Origin of the sequence: Ulvibacter sp. MAR_2010_11 (genome assembly GCF_002813135.1) — a bacterium.
GTDB lineage: Bacteria > Bacteroidota > Bacteroidia > Flavobacteriales > Flavobacteriaceae > Altibacter.
Genome location: NZ_PHTY01000001.1, coordinates 502048 through 515004 on the forward strand (window position 1 = coordinate 502048; position 12957 = coordinate 515004).

A 12957-nucleotide genomic window follows, 5' to 3' on the forward strand; every position below is an offset into this window, starting at 1 on the left:
CTATTTATTTAGGGCGTTAATTAGTTGGTTTACAATTTTAAAATCATCAAAGTCGAAGCGCTCTCCTTTTATTTCCTGATAGGTTTCATGACCTTTCCCGGCCACCAAAATGATATCTCCTCCTGAAGCCATCTGACAGGCAGTTTTTATGGCTTGTTTTCTATCGGCTATGGAAAGGGTTTTCTTAAAATGCTCTGCCGGAACACCGGCCTCGATTTGTTCTATGATGGTGTTGGGGTCTTCACTTCTGGGGTTGTCGCTGGTAAAAATCACTTTCGTGCTAAGACTCGCAGCAATGTTGCCCATTTTAGGTCGCTTGGTGGTGTCTCTGTCGCCACCACAGCCAACCACCGTGATCAATTCCTCGTTCCCGGTGCGAATACTATTGATAGTTTCCAACACATTTTTTAAGGCATCGGGCGTATGTGCGTAATCAACTATGGCGGTTATATTTTTTTCTGAAACTGAATATTGAAATCTCCCATCCACACTCTCCAAAACACTCATTAACTGAAGCACTTCCAAGGTTTCCAACCCGAGTAATTCGGCGGTAGCATAAATTGCCAAAAGGTTATAGGCATTGAAATTTCCGATTAGTTTTACCCATAATTCCTGATTGTTAATTTTCAGCAACAAACCCGTAAACTGATTTTCAAGAATCTGCGCCTTGTAATCGGCATACGATTTCAAAGCGTAGGTGTATTTTTTAGCCTGCGTATTCTGAAGCATCACTACGCCGTTCTTATCGTCTGTATTCACAAGTGCAAAAGCCGTTTTCGGCAAACGGTCGAAGAATAATTTTTTTACATCCCGGTACTCTGCAAAATCTTTGTGATAATCTAAATGATCGTGTGACAGGTTGGTGAAAATTCCACCCGCAAAATGCAAGCCTTCGGTACGCTTTTGATGGATTCCGTGAGAACTCACTTCCATAAAACAAAAACTCACACCGGTATCAACCATTTCGCGTAAATACCTGTTAATAGTTAGCGAATCGGGAGTAGTATGTGTAGCGGCATATTGTGTGTCTCCCACCATTATCTTTACGGTGGAAAGCAAGCCTGCTTCGTATCCGGCCGACTTAAATAAACTATACAACAAGGAAGTGACTGTAGTTTTTCCGTTGGTGCCTGTAACACCTACCAACTTAAGTGCTTCGGAAGGGTTCTCGTAGTAATTGGCTGCCATAATTGCCAGGGCACGATGTGAGTCCTCTACCTGCACGTAGGTAATCCCGTTGATAATAGCATCGGGAAGTGTTTCACAAATAATGGCGATGGCACCTTGATCTGCAGCCTTTTTTATAAAGTCGTGTCCGTCTGAAACTGTTCCGTGAATTGCGATAAAGACATCGTCCAGACTTACTTTTCTGGAATCGAATTCTATATTCCGAATTGCCACAGAAGTATTTCCTATCACCTTTTCGATAGTTACCTTGTACAGTATGTCTTTTAATACTATCATGATAATTGTAATACTATTTGTGAGCCCTTTTTAATAGGTTCTCCCGATGGAATAGATTGAGATGTAACACTGCCGTTTCCAACAATTTTCACTTTTAAACCTAAATTTTCCAGGAGGGAGACTGCGTCCATTCCTGCCATTCCGGCAACATTGGGCATTTTTTGAAAGCGGGTTTGTGCTTTGGCATAATAGCCATCAAAATCCTTTTTCATTGAGGGGTCTTCGGCATCTACGTTGGCAACTTCAATTAGTAGAGGTGCATCCGTAAATATTTTTTGCGCGATTCTTTTAAAAACAGGACCCGAAACATCTGCTCCGTAATAGCCTTTTTTAATACTGGGTTTATGTATTACCACAATACAGGAGTACTTGGGGTTATCGGCAGGAAAATACCCCGCAAACGACGAAACATAGCGTCGGTTCGACGCCCAGTCGGCCATCCAATATTCGGTTTGAGCCGTTCCTGTTTTTCCCGCCATGGAGAAATCTGGTGAATACAACGATTTTCCGGTGCCACGTTGTACTACATTCTTTAAGATTTCCTGTATTTCCTTTATGGTTTTATCGGAGCAGATCCTCGGATTGGTAACCTCTGTATCGTACACGTCCACTTTTTTATTCATCGCCCTTACTTCTTTTATAAATCTGGGCTTCACCATCACCCCATCATTGGCAATGGCATTGTAAAAATTGAGAGTTTGAAGCGGTGTAAGTCTCAGGTTATAGCCATAGGCCATGGACGGTAAGGCATTTTTACTCCATTTTGAATGTCCGGGCTCGGGAATAAAAGGAACTCCTTCGCCTTTAATGGCCACTCCGGTTTGTTCGGTGAGATGCCAGCTTTTTAGACGGTCAATTAATTTATTCGGATTTTTCGAATAGTTTTCATCGATCAGCGTAGCCAAGCCAATGTTGGAAGAAACTTCCAATGCTTTAGCCGCCGAAATCTTTCCGAAACCACCCCGATGCGAATCATAAATCTTACGTTTGTAAAATACTTTTACGCCTTTTCCGGTGTCTACCACCGTGCTGGTGTCGATAACCTTGTCTTCCAAAGCAGCCATCAACGCCATAACCTTAAAGGTTGATCCGGGCTCGTGGGATTCGCCAATGGCGTAGTTTAATTTCTCGTAATACGTCCCGTCACTTGTACGCCCCAAATTGGAAACAGCCTTAATTTCACCGGTGGCTACTTCCATCACAATTACGGTCCCGTGTTCGGCCTCGTAGTACTCCAATTGCTTTAACAAAGCATGATGGGCAATATCCTGAATGTTTACATTGATGGTAGAAACAATGTCGTAACCGTCCAGGGGTTCAATTTCGTTGTCGTCGTATACGGGCTTCCACTGTCCTTTTGCAATTTTTTGTTTCAGTCTACGCCCCTCCTTGCCTCTTAAAAATTCGTCGAAAGCACCTTCCAGTCCGACCGAATAGTACCCGGGCTTGTCCTTTCGCTGATTCCCAACAGTCCTTTCAGCTATTTTCCCCATGGGGTGCTCTCTTACAGTGCGCTGTTCGACTATGATTCCGCCTTTATAAGGCCCTAGCTTGAAAAGTGGCATGTTTTTCACTTTTATATAATCTGAATAGCCTAAATTTTTCACAACCGACATATAGCGGTCTTTATTGGCGCGAGCTTTTCTGAAACTATTCTGATAATACGAACTGGGTTTGCCGAAGGCTTTAGACAAAGCATTGGAAAGCGGGACTAAATTTTCTTTAAAGTTTTCGGAAGAAACCGTCACAGCGTCAAATCGGATATCGTATTTGGGCACTGAAGTTGCCAAAAGACTTCCGTCATCGGCGTAGACATTCCCTCTGTTTGCGGGAATTACAAAGTTCTTGGTTGTATTTTTTAACGCGAGCTCCCTGTATTTATCGCCGTCAACAAACTGAATATTTACCAGTTTCACGGTAATGGCTATCGCAAAGATGAACATACATCCGGCGACAAAATACAGGCGGTTTAATATGTTCTTTTCTTCTACTGCCACCGCGTTACTTTTTTGTTGTGATTTTGATTTTTTGAGGCGGCGTGACCGATATTTCTAATCCTCGTTTCGCCATTGCCGCAATTATTTTGCTTTCCATTTTGGTTTGCATGAGCTGCATTCGTATATCTACATACTCGCTCTTTAACTCTTTCACCTCGTTGTTCAACTGCGCAATGCGATGTACTTTTTTATCGGCACTGTGTGAACTTGCTATCATAATCAAGGCGAGCACCGACAAGAAAATAATGAGACGCCAGTTTTTAAAAGCGTCGTCGCTCACCAAAAATTTACCTTTTATGAGGTTGTAAAAATTCTTCTTCATTTTTATCGTTTCGGCTCCGCTCAACTACTATTTGTGGAGCGCAGATTCGAATTATTTACTATAATTTTTCGGCAATTCGCAGCTTTGCACTGCGAGCCCTGCTATTTTCTTTAATTTCTTTTTCTGAAGGAATTATAAACTTCCCAACGGGTTTAAACGGAACTTCAGCCCTTCCAAAAACATCTTTTTCGACCTCCCCTTCAAACAAACCGTTGCGCATAAATCGCTTTACCAAACGATCTTCCAAAGAGTGATACGAGATCAAACTAAGTCTACCTCCGGGTCGAAGCACGTCTTCAGTTTGAATTAAAAATTCCTTTAATGCTTCCAATTCCTGATTCACTTCAATACGAATAGCCTGATAGATTTGCGCCAGAATTTTATTCTCTCTGTGCTTCGGAAGAAATCTTCCCAATGCTTTTTTTAATTGATCACTGGATTTGATGGGCTCCTGCGCACGAGCATCAACAATTACTCTGGCCATTCCCGCAGCAGCACGTAATTCGCCGTACTGAAACAACACACCTCGCAGTTGAGCTTCTTCGTATTTATTCACCACATCGTAGGCTGAAAAAGCACTACCCTGATTCATACGCATGTCTAAATCTGCTTCAAAACGCGTTGAAAATCCGCGTTCGGCGATATCGAATTGATGTGAAGAAACACCAAAGTCGCCTAAAATTCCGTCTACAAGCTTGTGTCCGTAAAAACGTAAGAAGCGCTTAAGAAATCTGAAGTTTTCATTAACCAATAAAAACCTATTGTCGTCGATAACATTCCTAAGCGCATCTTTGTCTTGATCGAATGCAATTAATTTCCCTTTTTCACTAAGTCTGTTTAATATTTCTTTCGAGTGACCCCCGCCGCCAAAAGTGACATCCACATAAACCCCATCGGGGTGGATGTTAAGGCCATCAACCGTTTCTTCCAATAATACCGGTCTATGATATTCCATTAGCAGCATCACTTGCGTCTCCCATTACTTCTTCAGCCAAATCTGCAAAATCGTTTGCAGCATCATTTATTGCTTGTTCGTATTTATTTTTATCCCAAATCTCTACGATATTTATGGCCGAAGAGATTACAATTTCTTTAGATATACCCGCGAAAGACAAGAGGTCCTTTGGGATTAGTAATCTACCTGTTGCATCCAACTCCACCGTTTTTAAGCCTGCCGTAAAACGTCTTATAAAATCGTTGTTCTTGCGATTGAAACGATTGAGCTGCCCCATTTTCTGCATTAAAGCATTCCACTCGTCCATAGGATACATTTCCAAACACGGCTGAAATACGGCGCGTTTTATCACAAAGCCGTCTGCCATAACCGGAGTAAGTTGCTTCTTAAGAGGAGCGGGCATCATGAGCCTTCCTTTTACATCTGCTTTGCACTCGTATGTCCCTATTAGGTTGAGCATTAAGGGTGTTGTTTTGGTAAATTTTAAATTCAAATATAGAGAACTTTTCCCACATTTTACCACATTTTACCACATTGTTGATAAGTTTTACCACCCACTAAACGTATGAGATTGTATTTGCAATTTTTTGAAGCCCATTTAAAATTGAATCAGTGAAATAAATTTGTTTACTTTTGCCTTTGTTAACAGCATTAACCGGAATGACGAATAAATTAAAGAAAGAAGGTAAATTCAGCTACGTAGAATTAGGGGAAGGTACCCCAATAATTGTGTTACACGGACTTATGGGAGGTCTGAGTAATTTTGACGGAGTGACCGGTTTTTTTCCACCTAAAGGCTATAAAGTTGTAATCCCTGAATTGCCTATCTACAAGATGTCTTTGCTAAAAACCAATGTAAAGAACTTTGCAAAATACGTTTCAGAATTTATTGATCACATAGGCTATAAAGATGTTATTTTGTTGGGAAATTCATTGGGAGGACACATTGGCCTGCTTTGCACAAAATTGTACCCTGAAAAAATAAAAGCACTTGTTATTACGGGAAGTTCGGGTCTGTATGAGAGCGCCATGGGTGAAAGTTATCCGAAGCGCGGAGATTACGATTATATTCAGAAAAAGGCAGAAAATGTTTTTTACGACCCAAAAATAGCAACCAAAGAAATTGTCGATGAAGTGTACGCCACTGTCAACGACAGAACCAAATTAATTAGAACTCTTGCCATTGCCAAAAGTGCCATTCGACACAATATGTCGAAGGATCTTCCTCATATGAATACCCCTACCTGTATTATTTGGGGAGAAGACGATAATGTTACACCTCCGGCCGTTGCCAAAGAATTTCATGAATTACTACCCGATTCCGATTTATTCTGGATTGCCAAATGCGGGCATGCAGCAATGATGGAACATCCTAACGAATTTAACGATTTGCTTTACGCCTGGCTGCAAGAGCGAAAGTTTTAATTATTTACCATGCAAATCAAATCGGCAGAATTTATCATGAGCAACAGCGATGTTGCCAAATGCCCCAAAGACAGATTCCCAGAATATGCCTTTATTGGGCGCTCTAACGTTGGAAAATCTTCGCTCATCAATATGTTGATGCAACGCAAAAATCTGGCTAAAACCAGTGGACGCCCCGGAAAAACACAGTTAATAAATCATTTTTTGGTAAATAAAAACTGGTATCTGGTCGATTTACCGGGTTATGGCTATGCCAGAGTATCCAAAAGTGCCAAGAAAACCTTCCAGAAATTTATAACCGATTATTTCAATAAAAGAGAACAAATGGTGCTGGCTTTTGTCCTGGTAGATTGTCGCCACGAACCTCAGCCTATCGATTTGGAATTTATGCAGTGGATGGGAGAAAATCAGGTGCCGTTTTCCATTGTTTTCACCAAAGCCGACAAATTAAAACCCAATGCCTTGCTTCGGAATATCGAAGCGTATGCTCAGAAAATGCTGGAAACCTGGGAAGAAATGCCTTCCTATTTTGTGACTTCGGCAAGTAGCAGTGAAGGCCGAGATGAATTGCTTCAATACATAGACAGCGTTAATCAGGATTTAAACGCTTCGTAAAAGTTGCTGCCGGTGCTTCAGAAAGAGTAAATAACCCCTACTTCACTATTTTTTCAGCTCCAATTTTTCAGCAAAATAATCACAAAAATCGCGCATGGTAGCGCTCATTTTATCATCGTTTGTAGCACGTTGAAAAGTATCGGCCATCGCACTAAGTGTTTGATGAAAGAAGATTTTCATCTCGTCCAGCGGCATGTCTTTGGTCCAAAGATCAATACGCAGTGCCTCCTTACTATTGTGATCCCAAACCGATAAGAAAACGGCTTTGGCTTCTTCATTGGCTACGCCGCCATCCTTGGCAGACCATTGCAGTTTTTCAGGAATTTTATTCGCGTCGAGCGCTACTTTGATATTAATTTCGGAAGTATGTTCGGCCATTATTTCTTTGGTTTGTATTTTGAATTTTTAAATATTTCGTCTGCGTCCAACATCATCAACTGTTGCACACTCACAGTATTATTTTCCATATAGGAACGCACTATCTGCCACCCCAGGAAGCGCCCGGTCATTCCGGGAGATTCGTTGTCAATTTCGAGATAAAATTTGGAAAACGGTGCCGGATTAATAAATCTGGGAGGTAATTTGGTATCGGTGCTGTATAAAAGTTCGTTCTCCACAAAATAACGCCACATGTCCAGTGAATTGTCCTGCGCCCAAAGATATTCCGCTTCGGTGAAACCTATCTTATCGGCATCACTGGTTTCGGGCAACCAAAGATCTTTGAGATATAATTCTTTTCCATAGTAGATCATTTGCGCTAAAAGCGTTCTATCTGCAGGCTTTGAAACGAGACGTCTTGCATATTCCGAAGCTACGTCCGGCATAATTTGCGATGCATTCATCGTCTTAACTGTATAGTTTTGAATACCATCGTAAAAGGGATGTTCGGAACCTAAATAAGTATCTAATGCAATGACCAGTTTATTGTCGCTCAGCAGCACTTTGTTCCTATAATCCACATCGGAAGTTGTGGTATATACAATAGGTGTGGTAAAAAGCGGAAAGTAGAATTTTATATGTTTAAACAGGGAGGTAAGCCCATCTTCAAGCTGCGAATTATCGGGAAATTGTTTTACCACTTCCGCATGCAACTCTTTTTGCAAAGTATCCTGAAGTCTAGCTATCCAAAGACTGTCGGGATATTGCGCCGGGAAAAATACAGGATATTGTTGTTTTAATTCCTGCAAGTTTTCAACAGATGCCGCACCAAAAACTTTGTCGAAACGATCTATTGTTACTTCCATGGGAATGGCTTCGATTTCTTTTTCGACATCCGATTTCGAATCACATGACAATAGCAACAGACTTACGAGCAGTACAAGGTAGATTTTCATCACAACAGTGGTTTGGCTAGTGTTTAACGTCATTCCCTTTTTTAAATTTTACTTTTAGCTTACTTTTGCGATGCAAAGGTATTATTATTATCGTTTAAACGTAGCAAAATGCAAACCGAAAAAGTAGCAAATCACATTGTCAATTGGTTAAAAGAGTATGCTGTAAAAGCCAATATGGATGGTTTTGTGGTTGGTGTGAGCGGCGGAATTGATTCGGCTGTGACATCTTTTCTATGTGCTAAAACGGGAATGAGAACGCTTTGTGTCGAAATGCCAATACATCAGGCCGAAAGTCAGGTGACACGTGGCCGAGAACATATTGCACTATTAAAAAAACAATTCGCCAACGTAAGTGATGTGTGTGTGGATCTCACCCCGGTTTTTGAAGAATTCAAAAAACAAGCTCCTTCTACCGAAGACGATCGGTTTTTAGACTTAAGTTTGGCCAATACACGAGCGAGATTACGTATGACAACCTTGTACTACTTCGCCGGGCTTCACAGATATTTGGTTGCCGGAACCGGGAATAAAGTTGAAGATTTCGGGGTGGGCTTTTTTACAAAATACGGCGATGGCGGTGTGGATCTTAGCCCAATCGCTTCTCTGCTAAAAAGTGAAGTCTATGAAATTGGACGTTTTTTGAAGGTGCCTGCATCTATTTTAAAAGCGGCACCAACCGACGGACTTTTTGGTGATAGCAGGACCGATGAAGATCAAATTGGTGCCAGCTACGATGAGTTGGAATGGGCCATGCAAATGCAAGCAGAAGGAAAATCGAATAATGACTTTTCCGGGCGCAAAAGAACGGTTTTTGACCTCTATTTAAAGCTCAATAAAGCCAACCAACATAAAATGGTACCCATTCCTGTATGTGAAATCCCTCCTGCATTCAGAGAATAACAGTTATTTAACGAGTTTTCTTGAAGTTGAACGAATTTAATCTTAAGTGATTTATCTTTTTTTTAGATTTGATTTGTAGTATAAATATTACAAAAACCTCACACTTTTAGCATTGGAGTTGTTTTAAGTGTCTTTCGCATAGTAAAAGACTATAAAATGAAGAAAATCTTTATTGCAGATCATCACCCGGTTACGCGCAAAGGTATTGCGTGTATGCTGAAGAAAAACGCCAACTACACCATTATTGGTAAGGCAAATAATGGCGACGAATTATATAAATGTTTAGAAGAGAGCGAACCCGATATCCTTATCATGGAAATCGATATGCCGCACATAAACGGAATTAATGCGCTTCGAAGTATTAAAACCGAATTTCCTAAAATGAGGGTGCTTATATTTTCTACCCATCCTGAAGAAATTTACGCTCTGCGTTCTATCAAATCGGGAGCCGCAGGATATGTGCCCAAAACGGCATCAACCAAAGTTTTCTTAAAAGCATTAAAACAAATCTCCAAAGGAGGCATTTTCTTAAACGAAGAATTGACTTCTACTTTCACCAGCAGGAATGTGGGTGAGACCAGCGCTATTAGCCGATATAAAAAATTATCTTCACGCGAAATTGAGGTATTGAATTTGCTTTCCAGCGGAAAACGCAATAAAGACATTGCAAATGCACTTAACATTAACGAAAAAACGGTAAGTACGTATAAAACTCGTTTGCTGAAAAAATTGAAAGTGGATAATCTGGCCGATTTAATACATCAGTCAAGAATGTTTCAATTCGGGTAATTAGAGCACCCTGTTTAATTTTTCTGAAAGTACTGTGCGTAGGGTATTGTAATCTCTTATATTTTCAAGCACCGTACTCTTCTCTTCTGTAGTGTCATCCTTCAGCTCGACTGCCAGTTCCATAATTTTTTGAGACACCAGATGTCTTCTTAAATTCAAAATTGTTTCACTAACAATTTGGGGTATGGTTTGATTCTTTTCCTTTACATATATTTCCTTCCCCTCCCAGTTGTGTAACTGATATTTTTCTTCCTCCATTAATATGTCTGAAATTGTTTCAGCCACTGAGGCATCCAATTCGTTTATAAGGGTATTGATTTGAAAGTCGGAATCCTGATTTAATTTATTGATAATTTCAAAATAGACCTCCTTAAAACTTTCATTTGCAAATTCAATTTCATCTTCTTGCAGGTCCAAATAAATCTTTTCGAAGACCTTTGCTTTTACAATTTCAGGTTTAAAGGCAATTCCACCTTTTTCATCGGCCTCGAGTATTAAATCTTCAAAATCTTCTTCAACCGTACCATACAACAACAGTAATTCGATGATTTTTCGCTCCAATTCGTATTGCACATCAACCTTCTCGGAAGTATGTTTTTCCGATGGAATTACTTCAAACTCCTGTCTAGTGGTTTGCGGTTTCTTGGAGGCATCTCTTTTTTCCTTCTGAAGTATTTGCGCCAGCGTGTTAAACAACACTTCTTCACTTATGTCCATAATCCGGGAACACTCCTGAATATAAACTTCTCGTTTAATCACATCCGGGATTTTAGAAATACTCACTACCATATCCCGAATGGTATCCGCCTTCTTTACCGGATCATTCTTAGCCTCCGAAGCCAATAGCGAAGCCTTAAAGTTGATAAAGTCCCCGGAGTTTTCTTCCAGATACACAGTGATCTCTTCCAGCGAATTGTTTTTCGCGAAACTATCCGGATCCTCGCCTGCAGGGAAGGTGCAAATCTTGACATTCATCCCTTGCTCCAGAATAAGATCTACTCCACGCAAGGAAGCCCTTACTCCGGCCGCATCGCCGTCAAATAATAAGGTAATGTTCTTGGTAAGACGGTTAATTAAGCGAATCTGTTCGGGCGTTAACGCTGTCCCCGAAGAGGAAACCACATTGTGAATTCCGGCCTGGTACATTTGTATTACGTCTGTATATCCTTCCACCAGATAACAGTTGTCTTCTTTTGCAATGCTTTGTTTGGCATGAAAAATACCGTACAACACCTTGCTCTTATGATAGATATCACTTTCGGGCGAATTAAGGTATTTTGCCGCTTTTTTATCGCTCGTTAAAATTCGACCTCCAAAACCCAACGTCCTACCGCTTAAACTCACAATAGGAAACATCACCCGTCCTTTAAATCGGTCAAACTGCTTTTCTTCCTTTACAATGGTGAGCCCCGTTTTTTCGAGATAATCGAGCGTATAGCCCTTTTTTACCGCATGACCGGTAAAGGCATCCCAGGCATTGGGGGAATAGCCCAACTCGAACTTTTTGATAATTTCATCGGTAAAACCTCGCTCTTTAAAATAGCTGAGCCCAATGGCTTTGCCTTCTTCAGTTTTTAAAAGTGTATTGTGAAAATAGTCTTTGGCAAATTCGCTTACCAAATAATGACTCTCCCGTTCGTTGGCCAGTTCCTTTTGTTCGGTCGATTGCTCTGTTTCTTCAATCTCGACACCGTACTTTTTCGCCAAGTATTTTATGGCTTCAGGGTAGGTAAAATGTTCGTGCTCCATTAAGAAAGCCACCACATTCCCTCCTTTTCCGCTGGAAAAATCCTTCCAAATTTGCTTTACGGGCGAAACCATAAAACTGGGAGTGCGTTCGTCACTAAAAGGGCTGAGACCTTTGTAGTTGCTACCCGATTTTTTAAGATGTACAAAATCCCCAATAACCTCCTCTACTCGGGCAGTTTCGAACACATTATCTATGGTGGTTTTTGAAATCAATCGGAATTTTTTTCAGAAAAAAAAGATACACAAATTTAAGGGTTTCACTCTTCAGAAAACAAAAAAAGGCCTCATAACTTGAAACCTTTTTTACTATCATTATACAGGGAGTGTTAGTCCATGTCGAAACGCAGTCCCAGCGAAATATTGCGCATATCTACCGGATTGTCCTTAAAAATAGGATTTAAATCATACTTTACATACAAAGCGGTTTCGCGCCATCCAATATAACCACTCACCCCGTATACAAATTTGTTTACGTTGTAATCGGCTTTCAACTTTTGTTTCACATCTTCTCCGTCTTCTGTAAATTTAAGTTTCTGTCGGGCTCCCAGGTTAAAACCGGCATATCCTCCCAGTCCAACCTTAATTTGATTATAGGTGGAATATCGAAAATAATCCTTTTGTTCCATCTTTCTGGAAGGTCCAAATTCGAAATGCACGGGAAATACCAGATTGTCCATTCTAAACTTCGATTTGTCCAGATCCAGAGGATATTCCATCAATTGGGTTTGAGCTCCGGTATCCACAAAATAACGATTGTCCGTTGGCTTTAATCCGTTAAACTGAAACGAGAAACCATACTTTATACGCAGCCAATTGCTTTCCTTAAAAACGCGGGTTTTCCAGGCCCAGCCAATTTCGGCAAAACGACTTCCACCAATTTTAAAGTCGGAATCTCCCAACGATTCCCCTTGAGTAATCACATTGTTTAATCCAACAGCAAATACAAAGTCGCTGTAGGTACGTCGGTCGTAATTTACCTTGTCATCGTCGTAGTTTATGTCCAGAATATTACCTTTTCCAAAGATGGAAATGGTTAGTTTATCATTATTTTCAGCCAAAGAATCGTTGGCATTGCGTTCCAAAAGCGCCACTTTATTATCGATAATCGCCAGACGATTTTCGATGTTTAACGCACGTTTTTCGGCGGCTTCCTGTTTTAACCTTTCGGCTTCGACAATGGTAATCTCATTGTTTTCCAGGCGTAGGTTAATTGTTTCCACCTCCCGCTTAAGTGCATCCTTTTCTTCGTTTACAATGCTTTCCTTTGCGTTTTTTAATACTTCAATTTCGCCGGTGGAGGTCTCCTGTGCCATCGAATAAGACATAGCAAGTGCCCAGAGCACCGCAGCGATGCAAAATGTAACTAATTTCATAATGTTAGTGATTTTTAGGTTCCCGGGATTCGGG

General features: G+C 40.7%; 13 protein-coding genes. 4 read left to right on the forward strand and 9 right to left on the reverse strand.

What is annotated here, in order from left to right; translation table 11 throughout:
- From ATE92_RS02440 to mraZ, 5 genes are read right to left on the reverse strand one after another with little or no spacing between them, the layout of a single operon-like run.
- Positions 1-1464, reverse strand: a complete 1464-nt coding sequence (locus ATE92_RS02440) for a UDP-N-acetylmuramoyl-L-alanyl-D-glutamate--2,6-diaminopimelate ligase (RefSeq protein WP_100802187.1) — start codon at positions 1462-1464, stop codon at positions 1-3.
- Positions 1461-3461, reverse strand: coding sequence for a penicillin-binding protein (locus ATE92_RS02445; RefSeq protein ID WP_100802188.1), 2001 nt, complete (start codon positions 3459-3461; stop codon positions 1461-1463). Before ATE92_RS02445 ends, ATE92_RS02440 begins: the two co-directional genes overlap by 4 nt.
- Before the next feature lie 4 nt (positions 3462-3465).
- Positions 3466-3783: an FtsL-like putative cell division protein gene (locus ATE92_RS02450; protein WP_100804327.1), complete on the reverse strand. Its 318-nt coding sequence runs from the start codon at positions 3781-3783 to the stop codon at positions 3466-3468.
- 58 nt (positions 3784-3841) lie between these two features.
- Complete coding sequence (rsmH, locus tag ATE92_RS02455) at positions 3842-4738, reverse strand: 16S rRNA (cytosine(1402)-N(4))-methyltransferase RsmH (protein ID WP_100804328.1); 897 nt, start codon at positions 4736-4738, stop codon at positions 3842-3844.
- The gene (mraZ, locus tag ATE92_RS02460; protein ID WP_100802189.1) at positions 4725-5198 is read right to left on the reverse strand and encodes a division/cell wall cluster transcriptional repressor MraZ; all 474 of its coding nucleotides are present in this window, start codon (positions 5196-5198) and stop codon (positions 4725-4727) included. The genes rsmH and mraZ overlap by 14 nt, the downstream gene beginning before the upstream one ends.
- Positions 5199-5398: 200 nt before the next feature.
- On the opposite strand from mraZ, the gene ATE92_RS02465 reads away from it, so the two are divergent.
- Together ATE92_RS02465 and yihA are read left to right on the forward strand one after the other, a co-directional pair.
- Positions 5399-6163 carry an alpha/beta fold hydrolase gene (locus ATE92_RS02465; protein ID WP_100802190.1) on the forward strand — a complete coding sequence of 255 codons (765 nt, stop codon included), beginning with the start codon at positions 5399-5401 and terminating at the stop codon, positions 6161-6163.
- Between the two features lie 9 nt (positions 6164-6172).
- Positions 6173-6778 (forward strand): ribosome biogenesis GTP-binding protein YihA/YsxC, encoded by a 606-nt coding sequence (gene yihA, locus ATE92_RS02470; protein ID WP_100802191.1) that lies wholly within the window; start codon positions 6173-6175, stop codon positions 6776-6778.
- A 45-nt stretch (positions 6779-6823) separates the two neighbouring features.
- Here the strand turns inward: yihA and gldC are convergent, their stop codons facing one another.
- Together gldC and gldB are read right to left on the reverse strand one after the other, a co-directional pair.
- Positions 6824-7156, reverse strand: coding sequence for a gliding motility protein GldC (gldC, locus tag ATE92_RS02475; protein WP_198515589.1), 333 nt, complete (start codon positions 7154-7156; stop codon positions 6824-6826).
- Positions 7156-8112 carry a gliding motility lipoprotein GldB gene (gene gldB / locus ATE92_RS02480; protein ID WP_100804329.1) on the reverse strand — a complete coding sequence of 319 codons (957 nt, stop codon included), beginning with the start codon at positions 8110-8112 and terminating at the stop codon, positions 7156-7158. Before gldB ends, gldC begins: the two co-directional genes overlap by 1 nt.
- A 108-nt stretch (positions 8113-8220) precedes the next feature.
- Between gldB and nadE the strand changes: the two genes are divergently transcribed.
- Complete coding sequence (gene nadE / locus ATE92_RS02485) at positions 8221-9012, forward strand: NAD(+) synthase (RefSeq protein ID WP_100802193.1); 792 nt, start codon at positions 8221-8223, stop codon at positions 9010-9012.
- A gap of 156 nt (positions 9013-9168) precedes the next feature.
- The gene (locus ATE92_RS02490; RefSeq protein ID WP_100802194.1) at positions 9169-9801 is read left to right on the forward strand and encodes a response regulator transcription factor; all 633 of its coding nucleotides are present in this window, start codon (positions 9169-9171) and stop codon (positions 9799-9801) included.
- On the opposite strand, the gene dnaG is transcribed toward ATE92_RS02490, so the two are convergent.
- A complete protein-coding gene (gene dnaG / locus ATE92_RS02495; RefSeq protein WP_100802195.1) occupies positions 9802-11763 on the reverse strand; it encodes a DNA primase in 1962 nt (653 codons plus the stop codon).
- A 113-nt stretch (positions 11764-11876) separates the two neighbouring features.
- The gene (locus ATE92_RS02500; protein ID WP_100802196.1) at positions 11877-12923 is read right to left on the reverse strand and encodes a hypothetical protein; all 1047 of its coding nucleotides are present in this window, start codon (positions 12921-12923) and stop codon (positions 11877-11879) included.
- Between the last annotated feature and the right edge of the window lie 34 nt (positions 12924-12957).